General features: G+C 35.5%; 15 protein-coding genes. 7 read left to right on the top strand and 8 right to left on the bottom strand.

Features of this window, described 5'->3' with window-relative positions; all coding sequences use genetic code 11:
* Window positions 1–37: 37 nt before the first annotated feature.
* The 8 genes from CRO15_RS06825 to CRO15_RS06790 all read right to left on the bottom strand — a co-directional run bounded on the left by CRO15_RS06825 (window position 38) and on the right by CRO15_RS06790 (window position 12,730).
* Entirely contained in the window at window positions 38–1,417 is a 1,380-nt protein-coding gene (locus CRO15_RS06825) for an MFS transporter (RefSeq protein ID WP_097045066.1), read from the bottom strand.
* 28 nt (window positions 1,418–1,445) lie between these two features.
* A complete protein-coding gene (locus CRO15_RS06820; RefSeq protein ID WP_133067222.1) occupies window positions 1,446–3,272 on the bottom strand; it encodes a glycoside hydrolase 5 family protein in 1,827 nt (608 codons plus the stop codon).
* A gap of 17 nt (window positions 3,273–3,289) precedes the next feature.
* The gene (locus tag CRO15_RS06815; protein ID WP_133067221.1) at window positions 3,290–4,510 is read right to left on the bottom strand and encodes an AGE family epimerase/isomerase; all 1,221 of its coding nucleotides are present in this window, start codon (window positions 4,508–4,510) and stop codon (window positions 3,290–3,292) included.
* Window positions 4,507–5,676 carry a glycoside hydrolase family 130 protein gene (locus tag CRO15_RS06810; protein ID WP_097045063.1) on the bottom strand — a complete coding sequence of 390 codons (1,170 nt, stop codon included), beginning with the start codon at window positions 5,674–5,676 and terminating at the stop codon, window positions 4,507–4,509. The genes CRO15_RS06815 and CRO15_RS06810 overlap by 4 nt, the downstream gene beginning before the upstream one ends.
* A gap of 22 nt (window positions 5,677–5,698) precedes the next feature.
* The gene (locus CRO15_RS06805; protein WP_207763835.1) at window positions 5,699–6,478 is read right to left on the bottom strand and encodes a LamG-like jellyroll fold domain-containing protein; all 780 of its coding nucleotides are present in this window, start codon (window positions 6,476–6,478) and stop codon (window positions 5,699–5,701) included.
* Between the two features lie 17 nt (window positions 6,479–6,495).
* Window positions 6,496–8,064: a sulfatase family protein gene (locus CRO15_RS06800; RefSeq protein ID WP_243396922.1), complete on the bottom strand. Its 1,569-nt coding sequence runs from the start codon at window positions 8,062–8,064 to the stop codon at window positions 6,496–6,498.
* 181 nt (window positions 8,065–8,245) lie between these two features.
* Window positions 8,246–9,712, bottom strand: a complete 1,467-nt coding sequence (locus CRO15_RS06795; protein ID WP_097045061.1) for a RagB/SusD family nutrient uptake outer membrane protein — start codon at window positions 9,710–9,712, stop codon at window positions 8,246–8,248.
* An 18-nt stretch (window positions 9,713–9,730) separates the two neighbouring features.
* Window positions 9,731–12,730, bottom strand: a complete 3,000-nt coding sequence (locus tag CRO15_RS06790; protein WP_097045060.1) for a SusC/RagA family TonB-linked outer membrane protein — start codon at window positions 12,728–12,730, stop codon at window positions 9,731–9,733.
* A 345-nt stretch (window positions 12,731–13,075) separates the two neighbouring features.
* On the opposite strand from CRO15_RS06790, the gene CRO15_RS06785 reads away from it, so the two are divergent.
* From CRO15_RS06785 to CRO15_RS06755, 7 genes are all read left to right on the top strand, one after another.
* Complete coding sequence (locus tag CRO15_RS06785; protein ID WP_097045059.1) at window positions 13,076–13,948, top strand: AraC family transcriptional regulator; 873 nt, start codon at window positions 13,076–13,078, stop codon at window positions 13,946–13,948.
* A 280-nt stretch (window positions 13,949–14,228) separates the two neighbouring features.
* Window positions 14,229–15,446 carry a site-specific integrase gene (locus CRO15_RS06780; protein ID WP_097045058.1) on the top strand — a complete coding sequence of 406 codons (1,218 nt, stop codon included), beginning with the start codon at window positions 14,229–14,231 and terminating at the stop codon, window positions 15,444–15,446.
* Between the two features lie 216 nt (window positions 15,447–15,662).
* Entirely contained in the window at window positions 15,663–16,202 is a 540-nt protein-coding gene (locus tag CRO15_RS06775; RefSeq protein ID WP_097045057.1) for a BfmA/BtgA family mobilization protein, read from the top strand.
* A gap of 236 nt (window positions 16,203–16,438) precedes the next feature.
* Window positions 16,439–17,512, top strand: a complete 1,074-nt coding sequence (locus tag CRO15_RS06770) for a Fic family protein (RefSeq protein WP_097045603.1) — start codon at window positions 16,439–16,441, stop codon at window positions 17,510–17,512.
* A gap of 7 nt (window positions 17,513–17,519) precedes the next feature.
* A complete protein-coding gene (locus CRO15_RS06765; RefSeq protein WP_097045056.1) occupies window positions 17,520–19,625 on the top strand; it encodes an HsdM family class I SAM-dependent methyltransferase in 2,106 nt (701 codons plus the stop codon).
* On the top strand, window positions 19,622–20,971 hold the full coding sequence (locus CRO15_RS06760) for a restriction endonuclease subunit S (RefSeq protein ID WP_097045055.1): 1,350 nt from the start codon (window positions 19,622–19,624) through the stop codon (window positions 20,969–20,971). Before CRO15_RS06765 ends, CRO15_RS06760 begins: the two co-directional genes overlap by 4 nt.
* A gap of 5 nt (window positions 20,972–20,976) precedes the next feature.
* Window positions 20,977–24,774, top strand: coding sequence for a DEAD/DEAH box helicase family protein (locus CRO15_RS06755; protein WP_097045054.1), 3,798 nt, complete (start codon window positions 20,977–20,979; stop codon window positions 24,772–24,774).
* Window positions 24,775–24,927 lie beyond the last annotated feature (153 nt).

Here is a 24,927-nt window from a genome sequence, read left to right as displayed (position 1 = left end):
TCATTTATTATAAAAGTCCTTATCAAGGTAAGGTTTTCTAGTTTTTCCTGATTTTGGACAATTCTGAATTTACTTCTTCCATAAAAGTATCATCAAGTTTGTAAAAAAACATAAATACAGCTGATGCCAGCGCGCCGATAGCAGGAAATATGGTCAGCATTAATTTAATTCCGGTGATGGAATCTGATGTTTGGTCCGCATTCGCTTCAAAACCATAGGCGGCCAAAATCCATCCTGCAATAGCTCCACCCAAGGTCCATCCCATTTTTTGTGACATGGAAGAAGATGAAAATATTAAGCCAGTAGCTCTTCTTCCATTTTTCCATTCGGAAAAATCGGCTATATCGGCATACATGGACCAAATTAAAGGCAAAACCATTCCGGCGGCTATCCCGATTAAAACATTCAATCCGTAAAGCAACAATACTTGATCTGGATTTACCCAGAACAACATAATACTCATAACTGCAGCCAGGATCATGGCAATAATAAAGGTTTGCTTTTTGCCAATTTTATTGGCCATTGGAGTCGATAACAAAACTCCAACGATATTGGAAACGAGCCACATGGTCATATAGGTTGCGGCCAATTTCTCCCATCCAACATTACCAAAACCTGATATATCTTGATCTTTTACAATGTACTTGAAATAATACATCATGGAACCGTCGCGTAACGAATTAAATATCAAAGTAGAGATTCCAGCACCAATCATGATAAACCATGCCACATTTTTGGAAAGATCTTTTAAGTCATCCTTTAGAGAGGATTGTTCTTTTTTTGTTGGCTCTACCCGTTCTTTTGTCCATTTAAAGGTCACGAAAAATAAGATGGCGGCCAAAATAGCATAAATAGATACAGTATATAGATAGCCTTGAGCCTCGTTGGCCCCCGTTTCTTTAAAAATACCTATAAAATATGCCGCTGTAGAAGTCACAAAAATACCTCCGGCGAAAGCGCCAATAAATCTGAAAGTAGCCAAGGAATTCCGTTCCTTGGAATCTGACGACATTACTCCAAGTAACGAAGAGTACGGCACGTTTACACCGGTATAGACCATCATCATAAGCGTATAGGTGATGTAGGCGTATATCAATTTTCCGATATCACCAAGGTCAGGAGCCAAAAAGGTTAAGATTCCAATGGCAGCAAACGGAATCGCCATCCATTTTAAATAGGGTCGGAATTTTCCATGTTTGGTATTTGTGCGATCACAAATGATTCCCATCAACGGATCATTAATACTGTCCCAGATACGGGTCAATAAGAACATCAGTCCAACAGAGGCAGGGGTAAGCCCAAATACATCGGTATAATATATCATTAAGAACATGGAAAACAACTTCCAGAACATGGAAGAAGCAAAATCCCCTAGTCCGTAACCAATTTTTTCCTGTATCCCTATTTTTTGGCTCATGAGGTATTTGTTTAATGGTTACCGATTCTTATTGGTAAAACAATTCAACCCTACTGATCTGGGTCTCTTTTGAAAATTTGATTTTTAGATAGCTCGCCTCATTGACCACCTCAACATCGTATAGAATTGGTATCCAATATCCATAATCTCCTTTTCCATTGTTATAGTTGGTTGGACTCACAGATTGATTTTGATACGCATTATTATCAGCGGCTATTGAAAGGGTTAAATTACCCTCAGTTCCTTGTGAAAAACTATATATTTTGACCTTTTTTAGATTACCTGGAACATAATAAATCATTTCATCACCAGAGTTTCCTTTAAAACGGTACATATCTTCTTTGAAGATTCGGTCATTGCTCGATTCTAAGGTTACACTTTCACTGGAAAAGAAAACTTTACCAAAGTTGTTCATGTTATCAATCAAGGCAAAAGTTTCTGCTAGTACAGGCCCAACTGTATTTGAAAACCCAGACGCCCCATGTTTATTTATAGCCTTAATTTTATAATAGTATGATTTTCCAAGTTGTACGGTATTATCCTCAAAATGTGGGACATATTGATTGGCTGCATCAGAAACATTAAAACCGACTTGAACAAATAGTTCATCCTCACCTTCTGCACGATAAACATCATAGCCCGTGGCTCCGGTTGAACCTTTCCATGTGATAGCGGAAGTATGGTCAATAGGCAACAGTTCTGGAGTGGCAGGTGCCGCAAGTTGCGGAGCTTCCAATCCAGATATTTCGGATGCTTTTTTGCGCATCATTGCAAAGAGATTCTTTTCATCATATTCGGTTCCGCTATCAAACCCTGGCCAATGGTAAGATTTATACCGACCATACCCCAAAGGTTCTGAATGCCAGTAGAACCCTCCTTCGGAGCGATGACCTCGTAATCCCCAAATCAAAATTCCCACAACATCCGATTCAATAACATCATTGATGCACTTTTCCATGGCCGTGGTGCTCACAAAACCATATTCCCCTATTATATATGGTTTTTTGCCATCAACAATTTCAATGTTCTTTTTTACGTGCTTGCTAAAGTCCTTCGCATCCAATTCATAATGATGGGAGTTGATGATGTCAATGTTAGGGTCTTCAACCGCACTTTTCCTTACCGGAACATCGTCAAAGGCAAAGAATCCGTCCATGATCAAATGGTTTTTGTCCATTTTTTTAATGTACTTGGCTATCATGGCCGTCCATTCAGGGGTGGATTCCAATTCGTTTCCGGTTTCCCAGCATAGAATGGCCTTATCATCTTTATAGGCCACTCCGGTTAAAGTGTTTACCCTGTTAATAACATGTTTTAAGGTTTTCTTATAATCTTTGATAAGCTGCTTATCGGTGTAAAACTCTTTTACAGTTTTTCCTCGGAATCCAGCATATTGTGGCGCACCGCCCATCCATCTAAAGTTGTTAAGGGTGGAGAATATAATTCTAATGTTGTATTCGTTGGCCAATTTCAACACCAAATCCATGGTCTGGAAAGATTCCTCTACAAACTCTCCCGGGCCTTTTACGTAGGTAGGTGTATCCGGAGATTCATTTTCCAACTGCACGGGAATGGTATACATTCGGATTACCCTACCCCCTAATTGTCTTACGGTTTCAAAAATATCTCGAATCTCATATTCATCCGGCAAGCTGTAGGGCTGTTTTTCCGTAAAGGCAAACTCGTCTTCGTTATAGTTTAGCGTGGGCACATTAAATGAAACAAAGCGAAATTCTCTATCTCCATCCATTAATTTGTTTCCTTTTACGGTGATAAAGTTTTCAATCCCATTTTGGGACCATCCCCATTGCATGGAAATTAAGGCTGTAATAATTAAAAGGGTTATTTTCTTCATTTTCTTTTGATTGTCTATTATTTTTTGAGCTGGGGAATATTCAATGCCTCAATCCTGTCCATCATTTCAAAACAGGCTCTTGAGTTGTGATAAGGGCATTTCCAAAATCCAATCTTTTCTTGGGGGTTTTCAGAAATGTTTTCGGTTTTTGCCATCCAAAACCACTCCCCGTTTTGATGGTCTATCAAGTTCTTTTTAATGAATTCCCATATACTGAAAATATGGGGAACAAAGTTTTCATCTTGCGAAATCGTATGCGCATTCATTAAACCTACAAGTGCTTCCGCATGCTGCCACCAATGTTTTTCATTATCCACATGCCCATTTTCCGTATCACGTTCATTTATAATTCCACCATCCTTATCTATAGCTTCGGCAATGAACTTTTGGGCAATTCGGACAGAAACTTCATGTGTCTTTTTTATGAGCTCTGGGTGTTCTATCATTTCTGCAGCCTCCGTTAACAGCCAGGCACACTCAATATCGTGTCCGTATGAAATAATTGAGCTTTGGTTTTCCCATGTGTTGGTAAAGAAAAGATTTAGGTGGTCTTCGGCATTGATAAACTTATCCAAAAAAAGCTTGATTAGGTTTACCTGTTGTTCCCTTAAAAAATCATCTGGCCATACACTGTACAAATTCGTATAGGCTTCCAAAATATGGAGATGGGTGTTCATTGTCTTTTCTTGATTGGCATCTTTGGTGCTCAATCGCATATCTTTTAAAGTCGACCAATCCTCTGAAAAAGCTTCTATGTATCCTTTGTTCACCTTATCGAAACTTTTATCTTCAATAAGATGGAACAACTCCATGGCCCTTTGCAAAGCATGCTTGTTCTTGGAAATTTTATAGTACTCGGTAAAAGCATAAATGGTGAACGCCTGAGCGTAGATTTGCTTTTTTTTGTTGATGGGCTTACCAAGATAGTTCAACTCCCAATATACTCCGCCTTCATTCTTGTCAATAAAATTTTCATTGACATAATCGTATGCTCTATCTGCCAATACACGAAAGTCTTCCTTCTTTAGTTTTTTATAGGCTAGAGAAAATGTCCACAATATTCTGGAATTCAAAACAATGCCTTTGTTGGAACGCATGTTTTTAATATTTCGATAATCGACCTGCCCAACAAACCCTCCATGCTCAACATCGATAGAATTGTTTACCCAATATTCCAATATGTTCTGCTGAACGGTATAATCCAGCTCGTCCTTCAACATGCTAAATTGGTCTTTCACTGGGTAATTTTTGAATTTTTTAATATCAAAGCGTTGATTGCTTCAACCGATTTTTCAGATCTAAACCCATCTGGCGGGGTGTTTATGGCATAATCTACAAGACAATCTAAAGTTGAAGTAGCGACATGCATACGGGTATCTGAAGATGCATAATAAATGTATACCGCACCATCATCGTCCAAAATCCAACCATTTGAAAACAAAACGTTGGATACATCCCCAATGCGTTCTTCCCCCATTGGTGCCATGAAATAGCCTCCAGGGATATGGGTAACCTTGGAAACATCGTCTAGGCTGGTCATGAAAACATAAAGGGTATACCGAAGACCTGCTGCTGTATTGCGCACTCCATGGGCCATATGCAGCCAACCTTCACTGGTTTTTATTGGAGCAGGTCCCAGACCGTTCTTTAACTCGTATATGGTATGGTACTCCTTGTTGTTTATGATGGTTTCTTCTTTAACTATTGGGTTTTCCATACTATCTACAAACCCAAGACCAATGCCTCCGCCACCACCTACTTCAATAAAACCATCTTGCGGTCTGGTGTAAATTGCATATTTTCCACCAACAAATTCTGGATGCAGTACCACATTGCGTTGTTGTCCCGCATTTGAGATCAAATCTGGCAACCGTTCCCAGTCCACCAAATTTTTTGTCCTTACGATTCCCGCTCCGGATATAGCAGTACTTGTATCTCCTTCTGGAGCATTCGGGTCTTTTCTTTCCGTACAAAAAACACCGTAAATCCATCCGTCTTCATGTTGTGTCAACCGCATGTCATAGACATTGACATCAGGGTTTTCTGTTTGTGGAAGGGTAATGGGATTTTTCCAAAACGTAAAATTGTCGACTCCATTTGGGCTTTCAGCAACAGCAAAGAAAGATTTTCGGTCCCAGCCCTCGACTCTGGCCACTACAATATATTTATCGTTCCATTTTATTGCACCAGCATTAAAAACCGCATTTACGCCAATGCGTTGCATCATGAATTTATTGGATGAACTGTCCAAATCGTATTTCCATTCCAACGGAACATGGCTTGGGGTCAGAATGGGATTTTGATATCGTTCATAAATGCCATTGGACAATCCTTCTTTTTGGTTTTTTTGGGTTATAGTTTTGTTATGTGCATTTTTTAATGCAATCAACCTTTTTTTACTCATTGATATTAATGGTTATATATGTTTAATGGTTTAACTCTTTGGTCATCTCCGCTATTTCATCTTCAGACAAAGCCTTATCATAAACAGCCAGTTTTGCGATTCCACCAACAAAAAAATTTCCGATTTCCCCTAAACGATCTACGGCTCCCACAGTGAAATCAGAACCATCTTCCCCACCATCAAAAAGTTGATGTTCAAATTTGTACGGATTAAGTCCTTCCCTTACATCCAACTTTCCATTTAAATAGGATTTGGCATACTGGCCATCAAAACTGAATGCTACCGTAACCCATTCTCCATATGCAATGGATGTTTGCCCTATTGAAGCATCCCTAGCCCATTTATGACCCGGCGTGGGACCTCCTACATCCGAAATATGACCACATACCTGATCCCCACTTTCTTTTTGTAGCAGATTCAGGAATAGATAGTATTGTCTTTTTTTACGGGTTTCGTTCCACATCCCTGCAATGGCTTCGCATTGTTCGTAAGATTTTTCACGTCGATTTATCTTTGCCACTATGGTGAACTTGGAATTTTCCCCATGAAAATTTAAGGCGGGACAATCTTTTCTTGGGATGTAGAGATAGCCTCCCTCTTCTATATTCAGGTAGTCTGTGGTTTCATCTTTTTTAAACGATACCAAGTCATTTCCCTTGATTAATTTATAACTGGCCTTCCCTGTGCTTTCCAATGAGTTGTTGGTACTAAAATCCCAAAACACGGTTGGTTGGGGTTCGTTATTTTTTGAAGTACAAGCCAACAAACAGGTTGCCAATAACATTATTAAAAGCTGTCGCATCATATTTTTAGTTTCTTTTAGTATTCTACCCTTCCTCTATCGGTAACTTCTCTCATTTCAGATAATGAAATATTATCCCCATATTCCTTTTGAAGTGCTTTTAACCTCTTTTTTAATTTTCGTACGAGCGATTTGGTTCCTTCGGCACCATATATATTCTTCATTTCGTTGGGGTCTTTTTCCAAATCGTAGAGTTCCCAGACATCAATATTATAGTAGTAGTGAATTAATTTGTACCTATTTGTCCTAATGCCGTAATGTGGTTGTACATTATGCCATTTGGGATACTCATAATAGTGATAGTACATTTCTTCCCTAAAATCTTCTTCTGACTCACTTGTTAGCAAGGGAACAAAGCTCTTCCCCTGAATGTTCTTGGAAGGTGTAACTCCGGCCATATCCAAAATGGTTGGGGCGAAATCAACATTTAAAATTGTAGCATTGCTTTTTTGTCCTGTCTTTATCTTTTTGGGGTATCTGGCAATGAACGGCATTCTCAAGGATTGTTCATACATGAATCGTTTGTCGTACCATCCATGATCACCCAAATAAAAACCTTGATCTGCAGTGTAGATCACTATAGTATTTTCTCCCAATCCACTTTCATCCAAATACTCTAAAAGCCTTCCAATATTATCATCCACAGACCTAATGCATGCCAGATAATCTTTTATATAGCGTTGGTATTTCCATTTCTTTAAATCCATCCCTTTTAAGGTATCGGAAGGTGAAACATGCTCTCCCTTGTCGCCCAACCGTTGCCATTTTTTAAATTCCTCATCCAACATCCCTGATGGGCGAGGCAGTTTAAGATCTTTGTTGGTCAAATGGTTTTCAATGGTCATCATGGTCTTCCCAGCGGTTAGTTTCCTGGTGGAGTAGTCATCATTGAAAGTTTCCGGATAAGGCATTTCCACCCCATCAAACAATTTTTCGTATTTACCATCTGGGTACCATGGTCTGTGAGGGGCCTTAAACTGGAACATGAGCATGAACGGTTTGGATCTGTCCCGCTTATTTTTAAGCCAATCCAAAGCAAAATCACCTGTTAGGTTAGTTGCATATCCTTCCTCCTGCACATATTCCCCATTGTCATTGTATACAGGATTCCAATAGCTTCCCTGTTCTCCATTTAGGGTATGGTATTTAAAATAGTCAAACCCTGTAGGTTCACTCCACAAATGCCATTTGCCAATAATAGCAGTGGTATACCCCTCTTTTTGCAAGGTTTTTGGAAATGTTTCTTGGCTTCCATCAAAAGGATCTCCTCCCTCGTTTTTATAAAATCCATTTTGATGGCTGTACTTTCCGGTTAAAATAGACGCCCTACTGGGGCCACAAATACTATTGGTGCAAAATGCATTGTTAAAGAGCATGCCCTCTTTTGCCAATCTGTCTATGTTTGGCGTTGGAGCCACATCTTTGTAAATGCCACCGTAAGCACTTATGGCATGCGACGCGTGATCGTCGGACATTATAAAAATGATATTGGGTCTATTTTCTTCCTGCCCATATAGTCCGCAAACAGCAACCATGCAAAGAATAAGAATATTCAAAGTAGTACTCTTTTTCATTTTTTCTTCCATATTATGTTTCGTTTTTGATGAAAAGTATTTTTAAATACTTATTCAATATATGAGAACTTTGGGTTACACAGATAGTTGATATGCTGAATTGTCCTATTTCAAAAGAAAACAGAAAAAACAACCCAGTTTTTATGCCGGGTCGTTTTCACATGAATTAAACTAAACTAACTCAAACTAAATTTTAGTACCCAGGGTTCTGATCTGCATTGGTCAACTCATCGTTATTATCAATCTCTTGTTGTGGAATTGGATATAACCAATCTTTATCGTCTTCAAAGAATTCACCTAGATTGGCACCATTGATCAATCCAATAGCCTTGGCTTTTGGCATCAATTTCATATCATACCAACGCTTACCTTCCAAAATAAATTCCCATGCTCTTTCGTTCCAAACAGCATCCATAAATTCGTCTTGGCTTAGGCCCGTATAGTCTATACCTGCATCTGGAGTTGTAATATCCACCCCATATCCTCTACGGCGAACTTGGTTCAGAGCTTCATAGGCATCCGCTGACGGGGTTCCATTGGCCATAGCATCCGCCCAAGCATACATGGTCAATATATCCGCATATCGATATATAGATTGGTTATTGCCATGAGCATTTTGTCCGGCGCCATTGCTATCGATGTATTTTTTAAACAACATTGGAATACTGGAAGATAATACTGCCACCTCTTCAGGTGTATTGTATAGACTGAAGTTCTTTCTCAAATCTGTATCATCCCATTGCGAAGTTATGACCGGAGCATCCAAATTGCCCAATAATACTCTCCACCCTGCAGATGAATAACCCAAGCTTGAGTTGTGCATAAAGCTAAGCAACCTCATACCACTGCTGCCTTCTCTTACCCAAACAACAGAAAGCATTTCACCGGAATGGGTAGCCCCATCTTCTGGAGAAAATACCGTGGCCAAATCTGGCTCCAATTGAAATTCGCCAGAATCGATAACTTCTTTTGAAACAGCTGCGCTCTCTGCGTAGTTGCCCAGTGTTAAATGCACATGGGCCAAAATTGCCTTAACTGCATGTAGACCCAATCTGCCCTGGTCACCACCAGTAAAGGTTGCGGGCAATGCATTGGAGTTGATTGCATCTGTTAGGTCCAAGATTATCTGGTCATAAATTGCATCTACGTTAGACTTGCCCAAGGCAATATTGTCCAAGCTCTCCAAAGGTTCTAAACGTAAGGGCACAGCTCCCCAAGAACGTACAATATTAAAATAATGCAACCCTCTTAATGCTTTCGCCTCGGCCACAAACTGCGTTTTAAGTGCCTCATCAATATCCAAATCCGGTACGGTGGCAATCACTGTATTGGCTCTATTGACAGCATTGTACATGTCATCCCATGCATCATTGATCCTACTTCTACTTCTTGCAACCAGATCATAACGTCCAACATCTGCCCAACTTCCTCGAGCCATCATATATTCACTGCGCACTTCTGCCTGCATTAAAAAATCCTGCTGATAATAGCTACGTAACTGTAGTCCGGCATACGCGCCTTTTAATAAGGCTAATGCCCCTCCTTCGGAATTTAAATCTTCAGGTGCCAAAAATGCACTTGGTTCTTCAGTATACACATCTTCACAAGATGCGAAAACCAAGGATAACCCAAAAAAGATTAAAATAAATTTTGTTTTCATTTTTCTGATTTTTTTTAATTAAATACCTACTCTTAATCCCATTGAGATGACCTTAGTGCTAGGGTAAACATTGTTATCCACCCCTAAACGCAAGTCACCGTCTCCAAACGCGCTAACCTCTGGATCATATCCAGAATAATTAGTGAATGTGAACAGATTTTGCGCATTAATGTACACTTGCGCATTGTTCAACCATGAAAACTTATCTGTTGGGATGTTATATGCCAGGTTAATGGTTCTAATCTTAATATAGGAACCGTCCTCCACAAATTCAGAAGAACCTCTGAAATCATTGGTTTGCGAAATTATCGGGCTAGAGGCGTTGGTCGTATTTGTAGGTGTCCAACGATTCAATACTTCTGTTAATTGATTGGCACCTCTCTGAAAGGAGTTTCTCAATATAAATTTCCTGCCCCAAACAATATCAAAGCCTTGTGCTCCTTCTAAAAACACATTCAATGAAAAGTTCTTATAAGTAAAAGTATTACCCAAACCAAAGGTGAAATCTGGATGAGGAGAGCCAATTACCCTTCTATCATTCTCATTGATTTCTCCATCAGGACCTGGCACAAAATTGCCTTCGCTATCTGAGCCACCAATATCCAAGAATTGGTTTTGCCCTTCATCAGTATATCCGTCATTTACATAACCGTAGAAAGTGGATATCGGAAGTCCTTCCCTTATAATGTGGAAATCAGAAATCAGATTGGTAACTCTACCTGGAAAAATATCTGCACCTCTGCTAAGCTTTAAAACCTTGTTTCGGTTTCTTGATAGTTGAAAGGAAGAATCCCAGCTAAAATCTTCATTGTTCACCACGTTGGCATCAATACTAAATTCCAAACCTTTATTCTCCATTTCCCCAATGTTTTGGGTAATTGAGATAAATCCAACTGAAGATGGCAGATTTACCTGCGCCAACAAATCAGTAGTCTTTTTGTAGTAGTAGTCAAAAGTAAAGCGCAACCTATTATTTAGTAGTCCAAAATCCAATCCAAAGTCATATTGTTCGGTGGTCTCCCATTTTAGATCTGGATTAGCAGGTGCGCCGGGCACAAAACCAACACCCAAAGCACCACCCAAAACAACAGGAGCAGATTCAACACTGGACCATGTCTGGAATGGACTTACCGCCTGATTACCTGTAATACCCCAGCTAAGCCTTGCTTTAAGGTTTGAAATCCAATCAACATTTTCCATAAAATCTTCGTTGGATACTTTCCAAGCAAATGCTGCAGATGGGAAGGTTGCCCTTTGCTTTCCTTCAGCAAAACGAGACGACCAATCTGAACGGGCAGTTACGGTGAATAAGTATTTGTCCATATAAGAATAGTTGACCCTGCCCAATAGCGATGCTAGTCCCCATTCTGTATTTCCCGATCTAGGCACTTGTGGAGAAGCTCCATCTTCAAGTACTTCGGCGCCAAGCAAATCTGTAACAAAATCGAAAGATGAAGCAGAGATAAAGGTACTTCTAAATTTCTGCCAGTTGTAACCTAATATGGCATCTATCCTGTGAGCTCCAAATTCTTTGTTGTAGTTAAGTATATTCTCGTTCAATACTGAATAACTTTCCGTTGAACCTCGAAATGCTTTTCCTGCAGGAGCACCATCCAAAAGTTCCCTTCCTATATATCTTTTGGTTTGTGTTGTAGTATAATCGACTCCAATAGAAGATTTAAAGGTTAGGCCCGGAGCCAAGGTGAACAACCCATAGAAATTGTCAAAAATTCTGGTGCTCAGTATCTCATCATCATATTCATTGATCCACTTCATTGGATTGTCCAAAGCTCCCGGGGCATAATCTAGATCCGAATAATCATTTTCAGTAATATCATTATAGGTGCCATCAGTATTGTAAACAGACTCCGTTGGAGATGCAATATGTGCTTCACTAACTGCCCTATTACCACCATCCCCACTATATTGTCTGTCTGATCGAGACAAAATCAAGCTGTTGCCCACAGTCAACCAGTCGCTCATTTTCGCTTCCGTATTATTACGGAAGGTCACCCTTTCAAAACCACTGTTCTTAAGAATCCCATCTTGGTTGAAATAATTGAAGGACTGTGAAGTTTTTACACGCTCATTACCAGCTGTTAAGGTAATAGTGTGACTCTGTACGGGAGAGGCATCAAAAAGTTCGTCTATCCAGTCAGTATTTGAAACCGCAGAGGCGTTTGGAAAATATAGCCCAGCTTCGCCATCGTTGGTTGCTCTTTCGTTGGCAATTTCTACAAACTGTTCAGCATTTAGCAAATCCAATTTTTTGGCTTGCTCCTGTATTCCGTAGTAACTATCCAAGTCTATGGAAAATCTACCATCTTTACCTTTCTTAGTGGATACAAGAATAACACCATTGGTACCTCTTGCACCATAAATGGCCGTAGATGAAGCGTCTTTTAAAATTTCAATACTTTCAATATCAGCAGGATTTATCCCATCCAATCCACCAACAACTGGAAAACCATCAACAATAACCAAAGGTTTATTCCCTCCTTGGATGGAATTTGTACCCCTAATTCTAATTGTAGTTGGCGCTCCAGGGATACCACTATTCTGGATTACACTTACACCACTGGCCCTTCCCTGAAGGGCCTGATCTATGGAACTTACGGGTATTGCGTTTAAATCATCGGCATCTACCGATGCTACAGAGCCTGTTAAATCGCTCTTTTTTACAGAACCATAACCTACCAATACAACTTCATCCAGGTTAGAAGTATTCTGTGCCAAACTAATTGTTAATTGTGTTTGCCCATTAACTGGGATTTCTTTGGTTGTGTAACCTAGATAAGAAATTACCAAAATTGTATTCGAATCCGCATTAATAGTAAAATTCCCGTCAAAATCAGTTTGCACTCCGTTAGTTGTTCCTTTTACAACTACGTTGGCTCCAGGCAACGGATCGTTAAGGTCATCAGTAACTGTACCGGTAACCACTACTTCTTGCCCAAAAGCCATACAACAAAGGGCAAAGAGTATTGTTGTTAAAACAGATTTAAGATTTTTTTTCATAATTCGTGTTTGATTTGTATTCCTGTTTATTTTGATTATTTAGTTTGAACAAATCAGTAAAAACCACTCCATTAGATTTTACCATTTGTTAACAAAAAAATCACGTCTTCAAATCTATAATCACTATCACACTAGTTATAAATATTTTTATATCATATAATGATACTATTACATCAAAACAAACGTACTAAATACATTTAATAAGAATTTTATTATAATACCAAATTCATTAACATTCTGTTTATTAATATTTTAACCTAAACTTATATTCTCATTTTTTTATACCCTGATATATCTTAACGAATATTTATATGTACTTTTATATCATTATACTATACAAAACAGATGAAAACACATCGAGAAATCACCCCTTTAAAGGAAAACGATTGCTTTTTAGTATTTGACCGGAAGCGAAACAATTTTGACTTTCCAATACACTTTCATCCAGAATTTGAAATTAATTTTATACGAAATGCAAAAGGAGCCAGAAGAGTTGTAGGTGACCATATCGGAGAAATAGAGGATTACGAATTAGTAATGGTAGGTCCAAATATGCACCATGCTTGGGAAGACTATAAAAATGACCCATCTGAGACCTTACATGAAATAACCATCCAATTCCCCAGATATTTGTTTGATGATCAAATGTTGAACAAAAACATTTTCAAACCTATAAAGGATTTGTTCAGACAAGCTAACCACGGTATTCTTTTTTCATATGACACTGCAAAGAACGTTGAGGAAAAACTTGCCCTTATTAGTCAGAAAAGTGGTTTTGACAACTTTCTTGATTTCCAATCACTACTGTATGATCTTGCCATCTCCAGAAACAAAAAACTATTGACCACAATCTCGTTCGAAAACCAAAACGATTTTCATAACAGCAAACGAATTGAAAAGGTCTACAACTACATAAAGGGTAATTATGCTCAAAAAATCAAGATAGAAACAGCAGCATCAGAAGTAAATATGACCGTTATTTCCTTTAGCAGATTAATTAAGCAGCGAACAGGAAAAACGTTCACTGAATTTGTGAACGATTTAAGATTGGGATATGCCATAAGAAAATTGATAGAAACCAACGATGGCATCTCAGAAATATGCTTTCAATGCGGATTTAACAATATTTCTAACTTCAACAGGGTCTTTAAAAAGAAACAAGGCTGCACCCCAAAAGAATTTAGGGAAAACTTTACTGGAACAAAAAATATTTATTAATGCTTGCTCAATCCATTGCCCAAAACCCAATCCCTTAAAATTTGATAAAAAAGAAAAAACCTCAGTAGAACCAAGGTTTTTTTAGCTGTGATCGCGGAAGGATTCGAACCTTCGACCGTCTGCTTAGAAGCCCTTTTTAGACATGAAGTAAAAATTTAAAAACACCTATTTAATTACCTGTAAAATAGTGTTTTAATAAAATTTGGTTTCAAATCTATTTATTTGGAATCAAATAAAATGTTGCAAATTGTTTGCAAATTTTTTTCTTAACTTCGAGAGTATGAAGACGTTTTTGAGCCTCGTTTTAGATACTCGAAGAAAGAAAAAAGATGGTAGTTTTCCAATAATTTTACGCCTTACTCACTTCCGAAAAACTACATCAATTTCTACTGGATTTTCTGTGCCCAAAAAATACTGGAACTCCAGAAAAACTGAAATTACAAAAAATTATCCAAACGCAGATTCAGTACATAGATTAAATAATTTACTACTAAAAGAAAAAACAAAGGCAAACGACATTATAAATAAACTGTACGATGAAAAAAAGCTTCATTACATGTCTATTGATGATGTTAAAAACCGAATTGTAAAAAACCATAAGTATGTTTCATTTATAGGTTACGGTTATTCTTTAGTGGAAGACTTGAAGAAATCACACAGATATGGTACAGCAAGAAGCTATAAAGGTTCTTTAAGCATCCTAAGAACATTTATGAATGGACGAGATTTAAAATTTAATGAGTTTAACTATTCATTTATTCTAAAGTTTGAAAAATATCATTTAAGTAAGGGTAATAGTCTAAACAGTTTGTCATCATATCTAAGATCGTACAGAGCTATTTTTAATAAAGGAATAAAAGAAGGGCTTATAGACAGGGAAGCCTATCCATTTTTTAATTATACCATACGACAAACACCTACTAAAAAAAGAGCAATAGACTTTAAATACATAAAACGCATTGTAGATTTAGAGCTTCCTAAAGACACCACTTTGTTTAGGTATCGGAACTATTTCATCTGTTCATACTTATTATATGGAATGAATTTTACAGATATGGCTTACCTCAAACTTGAAAACATAGTTGATAGTAGGTTAAAATTCAGAAGAAAAAAGACAGGTAAGTTATTTGATATTAAAATTACAGATACTCTTAAAGAAATTCTTAGTATTTACACAGATGGGAAATCTCAACAAGATTATATATTCCCAATTATTAAGAGGAGTTCTTTAGAAATTCAAGAACGGGAAATTGCATGGGAACGTAAAAGATATAATGCAGGTTTAAAAGAAATAGCAAAATTATGTGGCATTGAAGAAAAGCTGACTACCTATGTTTCTAGACACACTTTTGCTACACAAGCTTTACTTAAGAATATTCCTGTTATGGCTATTTCTGCCATGTTAGGACATAGTAAGTTAGATACTACCCAAATCTATTTAAAATCACTACCCACAACCATGTTAGACAACTATCATGAAAGGGTGAGTAATTTCTAATTTCGGTAACGAAATAATGTTTTTAAAATTGGTTCACTTTGTGAACGAGTTTTGAAAAGCAAGAGGGCAACACGCTACGCGATGTTGCTTATTACATATTTAATTGAAAATCAATTAAATAAACTCAATTTTTGATTTCTTGTTTTTGAAGCTTTTACGCAAAAATGAAAATAAAGCCTTTAAAATCAAGGATTCATTGTAACAATTACATAAAATATGGATGATTTTAATACAATTCGACTACGGAGAAAGACACTTGAAGAATTTAAGGAATACTCAATAAAAACTGGCCCAAATTATTCTGAAACATTAGAATATATGATTGCCTTTTTTAAGGACACTGGTTTATCTCCTTATGATACTATGACCCATCCTATTTTTGCTTCTACGATTGCTATAAATAGACGGTTGGATTATATAATAGCTCTATTAAAAAATATGGAGCAAACGCAGCTCATACCTACAAGAGAGATGTTAGAGAGACTATTTGAGGGAATAGAGAAGCCAGAACCTGTTTATATTGAACGTTCACAAGAAGAAATAGAAGCATCAAGATTAGAAACTGAAAAACTACGAAGTAAATATTCTAATGAAATATACTACACCAAAGAAGAATTGAAAGCTTTAAAAAGAAAATTTGAAAATATATTGAGAAAGGTTGTATATGTTGATAAAACCTTTGGAAAGGGATATTATCACTTAGATATTTCAAAAGAAGAATTTGAAGATCTTAAGACTGAGTTTTTTAAGATTTAGCCTCTTTGTTTTTCTAACGCACTCGCCTAAGGCTCGTTTGTTTCATTTTTAAAGTAACGGATTCTCTACGCTACACCTACCTCTGAATCCATTACTTTAAAAACGTTTATTGATATCCAACCAGTTACATTCATAGGTAATTTCTTTTTAACAAATGTCGATGTATATTTAAAATTTCGACATATATTTGGCTTATGTCGAAATCATCGACATATATACATTCATTTGTCGAAGCCATGTACAATAAAGAGCAAGCTTATAACAGTTTACCCGTATTACCGCCAACAATAGATATAGAAACAAAAGCTATATTAAAACAGGCAATAACCGCAAATAAGGTTTTGGCTGAACTTAAAGGTAGAGCAGACGAAATTCCAAATCAGTCAATGCTGGTAAATGCTATTACACTACAAGAAGCGAAAGACAGTTCAGAAATAGAGAATATTGTAACCACTCAAGATAGTTTGTATAAAGCATTTTCCTCAAATATTAGCGCAACGGATGTACAAACGAAAGAAGTACTTAGGTATCGTCAGGCTCTTTGGGATGGCTTTAATTCGTTAAAAGAACGTCCGCTTTCTACAAATACCATTATTAAAATTGTACAAACAATTAAAGAAAATAATGCAGGTATTAGAAATACGCCTGGCACGAGGATTATGAGCGCAAATGAAGTTATTTATACACCACCCGAAGGCGAACAATTAATAAGAGAGTTATTATACAATTTAGAAAACTTTATACATGATGATAAGGGTATTGACGATTTAGTAAAACTAGCTGTAATGCATTATCAATTTGAAGCGATACATCCTTTTTTTGATGGTAACGGCAGAACAGGAAGGGTGTTAAATATTTTATACTTGGTAGATAAGCAGTTATTAGACACACCTATTTTATACCTAAGTAAGTACATAATCGAGAATAAAAATGAGTACTATCAAAAAATAAGAAGTGTTACCGAGAATAATGATTGGGAAGCTTGGATATTATTTATGCTTAAAGGTGTTGAGGATACTGCTAAATACACCTTGCAAAAGATAAATACCATTAATGAATTGATGGATGAAACCGTAAGATATGCTAAAGCAAATTTGCCAAGTAGGGTTTATTCCAAAGAATTAATAGAATTACTATTTGTACAGCCCTATGCAAAGGTTAAATTTTTAGTAGATAACAATATAGCCAAAAGACAAACAGCAGCCGAATATTTACAAGAACTAGAAAAAATTGGAGTTTTAAAATCTCAAAAAGTGGGAGTAGAAAACTTGTTTTTGAATGTGAAATTATTCGAGATTTTAAAGAATTAAAAATAGAATGACCAACGAAAATATATTACAATACGTTCCAAAAATTTGGCAAAAAGCCGACTTATTAATTGGTGCAGGTATAAAACAGAGTGATTTCCCAAAATACATGATGCCTTTTTTCGCATTGTTAATGGTTGAAAGTAGACTTATACGAGAAGCCAACAGCTTAGTAAAAGATTTTGGAGTGGATTCCGTTTCTGAATTAGATAAAGAAGCCTTAGAAGATTTTATTGATGAATTTGAACAAAACGGACTAGGCTATAACGATTTTATTATTCGTAAAAACAAAAAGCTATCTGACATTTGTGAGAATGATAAAACTTTTGAAATAGATTATCATAACTATCTAAAGGCTTTTGATGCACAAACTAAGTACTTGTTAGGAGTGGACAAAGGGAATGACGAAGTTAAGTTTCTTGACATTTCTGGTATTAGTGGGCTTTTAAAGAAAAAGAAAATCCTTTTTTCTACTGTAAAATCTTGGAGTGAGATAGATTTAGTCGATTTCAACAATTCAGAAATCACAACGCTTGAAGAACACATAAAACGCAAATGGGCAGATATTTCCGCTGAAACTGCTGGAGAACAGTATACGCCCGATGATGTAATATCCTTAATTTCTGAAATCATCCTTTCGAAAATTAAAGATAATGGCAAGTTTTTAACCATTTATGACCCAACATGTGGCGGAGGAAATATGCTATTTGGTGTAGAAGATAAAATCAACCAAAGATACAGCAGACCAATTAAAACATTTGGTGAGGACTGGAATGATACCTTATACGCACTCGCCAAAATAGAAAGTAGATTTAGGGAAGATTCGATTATTGAATATGGTAACTCTTTGACAGGACAAAAATTTAGCGATAAACAGTTTAATATTATTGTTGCCAATCCACCATATGGTGTGGACTGGAAAGGATTTAAAAAAGATATTGAAACTGATGAAACCGATCGATTTGTAGCTTTACCTTCAGTTTCTGACGGACAATTTTTATTTACGCAACATATTTTATCTCAACTTGATGATAAAGGTTTGGCTATTGTAGTACATAATGGTTCAACCTTATTTAGTGGAGATGCAGGCAGTGGTGAAAGTACTATTAGAAAGTACTTTTTCGATAACGATTACGTAGAAGCCATCATACAATTGCCTAAAGATGAATTTTTTAACACAGGTATCTACACCTATTTATGGGTATTCAACAAAAACAAACCTAAAGAGCGCAGGGATAAAATTATAATGATAAATGCCGATGCACATTACACTCAGTTAAAGAAAAGTAAGGGTAAAAAGCGTAATGAAATGCGTCCCGAACAGCGTAAAATTATAGTCGATACACTTACCAATTTTGAGGACAACGGATTTACCAGAGTATTCGATAAATGGCATTTTTACTATAACAAACAAGCGATTATTCTAACTAACCTTGATGAAAATGGAAAATCGTATGAAGCACATTTACCAACTAAAATAAATAGGCAAGGGGACACGGTAAAAGCTAAATTTACCAAACTAGAACCCATAAAAATCACGCAAATAGACGATGAAAACAACACAATTGAGCTAACAGATTTTGTCGTTACAACATTTAACTCGGATAAATACAACACACTAAAAGAATATAATGATAATTATATAAAGCCCTTACTCGCCAATTTGTACTACAAAGAACATAAACTTACTGTTACAACTGAAAGCGAAAGTTATACCTACGACAAAGACGCCGAAACTATAATACAAACTATTAATGGTAAACAAACAGCTTTAGGTTGTGGTAAAATAGTAATAAAAAGTAGCTATAAAAAAGCGACTAAAACAAAGGAAGCACAAATTGTTATTACCGCCCAATTAGAACCCGATTACCAAAAAGATTACGAGATTATACCATTTTCGCCTAGCGAAAATGAAAACGGTAAACGTATTGCTGACTTTATGGAAAAGTACATTAGTAAACCTTTTGTTTATGTTGATAATGTTGTAGGTATAGAGCTTAACTTTAATAAAATATTTTATAAACCTGAGCAACTCCGTGATGTAACAACTATCGTTGCAGAGTTAAACGATTTAGAAAATCAATTGGTAAAACTTGAAAAAAGTTTACAGCTATGATAAGTGAATACAAAGGGTATAAAGAAACTGAAATAGGTTATTTAAAAAAAATTCCTAAAAACTGGAAGATTACAAGATTGAAATCTGTTACAAATTCACTTACAGGTTATCCTTTCAAGAGTAATGAGTATTCTGACAAAGGAATAAAACTAGCAAGAGGTATTAATGTAAAGGAAGGAGTGTTTGACTGGAAGAACACAGTATTTTGGAACAAGTATGAGCCTTATCTCAAAAAGTATTTATTATTCGAAGGAGATATTTTAATTCAAATGGATGGTTCCAAAGTTGGTAAAAATTATTGTAAAGTACGCCATGAAGATTTACCAATTCTCTTATTACAAAGAGTTACAAGATTAAGAACAAGAGGTAATTTATTGTCAAATTTTTTATTCTACACTATTGCATCAAAGAATTTTCTCTATTGGATTACAATATCAAAAACTGATCCTATGGTGCCTCATATTGCTCCGAACGATATTGATAATTATGTAATACCCTTACCTTCTTCAAAAATAGAGCAAACCCAAATCGTCAATTATCTAGATCAGAAAACCCAAGCCATAGATGAAAAAGTAAGCTTATTACAACAAAAAATAGAAGTCTATAAAGAATTAAGAAAATCGCTAATAAATCAAGCTATAGCCAAAGGTTTAAACCCTAATGTGAGATTTAAACAAAGTAATATTGATTGGATTAGTAATATTCCAGAGCATTGGGAAACGATACGAATGAAAGATGTTGGAATATTATATAGTGGTTTATCAGGTAAAAGTGGGAAAGATTTTGAACAAGAAAACAATGGAAAAAGTAAAACATATTTACCCTTTACAAATGTAGCATCTAATACTTATATAGATAAAAATGCTTTGGGCTTAGTGATAGTTGAGGAAAATGAATCCCAAAATAAGATTAGAAAAAATGATTTATTCTTCTTAATGAGTTCAGAAGGATATGAAGATATCGGCAAGTCTGCACTGCTGATTCAAGATTTAGATTCTGAAACATATTTGAATAGCTTTTGTAAAGGTTTTAGAATCACCTCTAAAAAGATTGTTCCTAAATATCTCAATTGGTTATTGTTATCATCAGCTTACAGAGAGAAAATGTTAGTTCGGGGGAAAGGATTTACTAGAATTAATTTGAAGATGGATAAGATTAATGATTTTGAAATTTGCATTCCTAATTCAATTAAAGAACAAGAAGAAATAGCCAACTATCTCGATGTCAAAACACAACAAATAGATGCTATTGTTAAAAATATAGAAACCCAAATAGCCACTTTTACAGAGCTTCGTAAAACCCTAATAAACGATGTGGTTATTGGTAAAATTAAAGTAACTGCTTAACACTTATGAACGAATTAGATTTACAAGATAAATATGTTATCCACTTTATTACCAATAATACTGATGGTTTAGGATACAAAGAAGTAAAAGCTAATACGGTTTCGCCTAAATTTTTTGTAGTAGAAGATTTAAAAGAGTTTATAAGCGAAACATCATTAAACAAAGATAACTACCGTAAACTACTACGAACCAAATTTGCCAATAACGAAAAAGCGTTAATGAAGGAGTTTATGGATTTTCTTAACGAGAAGATAAAATCGTCAATGAATATGGCAATATTCATTAACAATAACCGCTCTGTTACATTTAAAGGGTATAAACTGCATTTATTTTATCCTAGTGGTTCTGTTAGTGGTGAAAATAAATTCTTCGAAGAAAATATTTTTTCTGTTGTTCAAGAGTTACCCTATACATACAAACACAATGGCAAAATTGTATTTTCCTTTCGTCCAGATATCACCTTCTTTCTTAATGGAATCTTTTTAGGCTATAGTGAGTTAAAATCTAATTGGAACAGTCAAAATGCTCGTAAAAATGGTGTTAATAAAGTCGCCAAAGATTATCATAAAGCAGTAACCACTTATCTAGAATTAGCAGATGGTAATGATACCTCACAAACCATAAAAAAGGAATTTTTAAAAATATTCGAAAAAGCCATTCACATCACATCAACTGATGTTAACGAAACCTATATCATTAGGAATATAAGTCAACATTTTGATGACATAAAAACGTTCGGTGTTTATGATTATGATAAATACCAAGTAGCCATTTCTAAAAACTTTAAAAGTTATCCATTAAAAAATGTAAACGCTACGCGCCAACAAAAATTTGAAGAAATTTTTCGGGCACATTACAGTAAGGAAATGATAGAGAAAGAAATTCTCTATTACAACTTTATTGAGCGCGAATTAATTAAAAAAGAAGGAAGCAAACAAAAGGAATATAAGCATAATGATGGCAAACTCATTAGCCCGAGACCAAAACAAAAATTCGGCACTGATAAAATTGTTGGCAAAATCAGCGAGTTTTTAGAGCACGAAAATGAGCCTGACTACTTTTTAAATAAATTAAAAAAGGAACTCGCAGATAAAGGGTTGGGTGAACTTCAAATTCGAGAATTAGTAGATAAACGCAACAAATACCAAAACAATAAAAATGTGTATTCGCTACTGTTGCAGTATGCAGCAGGTTTTGGTAAAAGTAATATTATTGGTTGGACCGCACTACAATTAAAAGACCTACGCAAGGATAAAGCCTTTGTTTATGATAAAATATTGTTAGTGGTTGACCGCGTACAGCTACGAGACCAATTAGATACCAAAATGCATAATATGAACATTCATAAGAAAATGTTCATAGAGGCCAATAATAAAAAAACGTTCCTAGAAGCTTTAGAATCTAAAACTAGAGTTGTTGTAGTAAACCTGCAAAAGTTTGGCACTATACGCGATGTGTTGGATAAAGATACGTTAGGCAAGTTAAGTGACATGCGCGTAGTCTTTTTAATAGACGAAATACATCGCTCTAATAGTGGTACACAAAATTTAGAAATGGTTAGTTTATTTGATGAATTGCAAAGCAGCTTCAATAATGAAACCACCAAAAAGAAGAACTTAATTATTGGTTTCACCGCAACACCAAGCGATCATACTCTAGCTAGATTTGGTGAATACAACACGTACGCAGAAGCTGAAAAAATTTGGATTCCATTTGATAGCTATACCATGCGAAATGCTATTGATGACGGTTATATCTTAAATCCAATTAAAGGCATTGTACCAGTATCATCAAAAATGTATTTTGAATTGCCTGATAGCGATTTGGAAGGTTTTGAAGGAGATATGGGTTATGAGGCCATTCCAGATAATACAGAAACAGGAACGGACGAATATGGAAGAAAGTACAGAATACGTAAACAAAAGGTATATGCAAATGAAAATCGTATTGAAGCAATCTCTAAATTTATAGTAGAAAGATTGGTGAGTAGTGTTTACCATAATATTAGAGGGTATGCTAAAACTATGCTAGCGGTGTCTTCAATAAGTTCTGCAATTAAGTATAAAAAACATGTCGATTCGTATTATAAGAATATCGTAAAAGAATCTAAATATGAACGTTTTAAGGATGCACCTGTTTACATTGTATATAGTAGTGATGGGCAAAGCCATCCCGCTTCATCTACATTAAATGGCGGACTTACGGAAGCTAAAGTTTTACAAAGCTTCGCTATTAAAAAAAATGGTTTAATAATAGTTGTCGATAAACTACAAACTGGTTTTGACGAGCCTAAATTACACACGCTTTTTCTTGACAAAGAAATTAGAGGAATAAACGCTATACAAACGATATCAAGAGTTAATAGAAAAACGAAATATAAAAACGATTGTAAAATTGTTGATTTCTCTTATAAAAACATCAACGTAAAGAATATTCAAGAAGCCTTTGAGCATTTTAGCAATGTTGTGGTGAGTGATTTCAATCCGTTGGAGGATGAGAAGGTATTAAAATCTCATTTTTCAGAAATGCAAGGACATATACTTTTTGAGACCTATTATGAAACGTTTATAGATTATAATACCGAAAGTGAAGATGAAAAAGATATAACTATAGTTCAGGAAATTACAGATGCCTTTACAAATTATATACACAAGCAATCTGACGAGGCAAAAAAACTAAAACGTAAAGTAGGTAAATATTTCCAAATACTTAATCTTATTGAATTCGTAATAGATTTAGATGAACAGTATACCTATGAATATTTTCTAGCTTTTTGGAGAAAGTACAACACTATATATAATACCATACACAAGCCAGATGAAATTCTTGATGACGTAGAAGTTTACTACGATAATAAAACGGGAATCATTGCACCAATAGAGTATATAACTGTTCAAAAGAAATCTAAAGTAAACGAAGAATCTGAAACTTATGGTGCTGGTAAGCAATACAAGTTTCACATATTGGCTGTAATTGAAAAGCGTAATCAAGAAGAAGCAGAAATTGAAAAATTAATTGAAGATTTTGAAAATAAAATCTCTAAGTTATTTGATTTCGTAAAAGAAGATCCAAAAGGGAAAAGAGTCATCGCTAAAATTTTAGATGAAGGCTCAGCTTTTGGTACAGAAGAAATTTACGATGATTTCTATAAGATTTTCAGAAAGTTTATTAATCGGAATCGAAAAGAATTAGGAGAGTTTTTTATCAAAGAAACAAAAGGGATTACAAATCAGCTTTGTGATGATTTTGAAAGAATTTTAAAAGAGGAGCAACTATTTGTGAGTAGAAAGCAAGATTCTTTATGTGATAAATCTGTCCAAGAAATTATAAACAATGGAGAAACAAAAGAGATAGAGTTTAAATCATCCTTGCGTTATTGCTTAAGAGAAAAAAAACCAATGGCACATATTGAGCATTCCGCATTTAAAAACATAGCAGCTTTTTTAAATACAAATGGTGGCATTTTGTTAATAGGTGTGGAAGATAATTTCAACATCATTGGAATAAATACTACCGATTTCCCAACGTTTAAAGACGATGACAAAAAAGATGCCTTTTTAAAACACTTTGATAATTTGTTAGCCAAATTCTTAGGAAATCATTTTAATAGTTTGGTTAATATTGAAATTGAAAATATCGGAGAAAATGCTGTGGCAAAAATCTGTATTAAGAAAAAAGCACCCGAGCCAGTATTTTTAAACCAAAAAGGCAAACAAGACGAGTTTTATATAAGAAGAAGCGCTAGCGCAATTGCTTTAACAGCAAAAGAAATGCTCACTTATACTAAGGAGCATTGGAGTTAGATTTTTAGCTTAAAAATCACTTGATTTTGTTAAGGAAATGTTAAAAAAAGAGGTTGCTTGCAAAAAGTTTGCAAATAAAAAAGGCTTCAAAGCTTAAAAAGCTAAGAAGCCAGTGTTTATGCGTGATCGCGGAAGGATTCGAACCTTCGACCG

Source organism: Flagellimonas pacifica (assembly GCF_900215465.1).
GTDB lineage: Bacteria > Bacteroidota > Bacteroidia > Flavobacteriales > Flavobacteriaceae > Flagellimonas > Flagellimonas pacifica.
The sequence above is the reverse complement of the archived record's forward strand: the minus strand, read 5'-3'. Positions and strand labels throughout refer to the sequence as shown.

Bases quoted from the DNA above. Each gene is read 5' to 3' on its own strand.
- CRO15_RS06825 (WP_097045066.1), bottom strand. From the start codon at position 1,417: ATGAGCCAAAAAATAGGGATACAGGAAAAAATTGGTTACGGACTAGGG.
- CRO15_RS06820 (WP_133067222.1), bottom strand. From the start codon at position 3,272: ATGAAGAAAATAACCCTTTTAATTATTACAGCCTTAATTTCCATGCAA.
- CRO15_RS06810 (WP_097045063.1), bottom strand. From the start codon at position 5,676: ATGAGTAAAAAAAGGTTGATTGCATTAAAAAATGCACATAACAAAACT.
- CRO15_RS06805 (WP_207763835.1), bottom strand. From the start codon at position 6,478: ATGCGACAGCTTTTAATAATGTTATTGGCAACCTGTTTGTTGGCTTGT.
- CRO15_RS06800 (WP_243396922.1), bottom strand. From the start codon at position 8,064: ATGGAAGAAAAAATGAAAAAGAGTACTACTTTGAATATTCTTATTCTT.
- CRO15_RS06795 (WP_097045061.1), bottom strand. From the start codon at position 9,712: ATGAAAACAAAATTTATTTTAATCTTTTTTGGGTTATCCTTGGTTTTC.
- CRO15_RS06790 (WP_097045060.1), bottom strand. From the start codon at position 12,730: ATGAAAAAAAATCTTAAATCTGTTTTAACAACAATACTCTTTGCCCTT.
- CRO15_RS06785 (WP_097045059.1), top strand. From the start codon at position 13,076: ATGAAAACACATCGAGAAATCACCCCTTTAAAGGAAAACGATTGCTTT.
- CRO15_RS06780 (WP_097045058.1), top strand. From the start codon at position 14,229: ATGAAGACGTTTTTGAGCCTCGTTTTAGATACTCGAAGAAAGAAAAAA.
- CRO15_RS06775 (WP_097045057.1), top strand. From the start codon at position 15,663: ATGGATGATTTTAATACAATTCGACTACGGAGAAAGACACTTGAAGAA.
- CRO15_RS06770 (WP_097045603.1), top strand. From the start codon at position 16,439: ATGTACAATAAAGAGCAAGCTTATAACAGTTTACCCGTATTACCGCCA.
- CRO15_RS06765 (WP_097045056.1), top strand. From the start codon at position 17,520: ATGACCAACGAAAATATATTACAATACGTTCCAAAAATTTGGCAAAAA.
- CRO15_RS06760 (WP_097045055.1), top strand. From the start codon at position 19,622: ATGATAAGTGAATACAAAGGGTATAAAGAAACTGAAATAGGTTATTTA.
- CRO15_RS06755 (WP_097045054.1), top strand. From the start codon at position 20,977: ATGAACGAATTAGATTTACAAGATAAATATGTTATCCACTTTATTACC.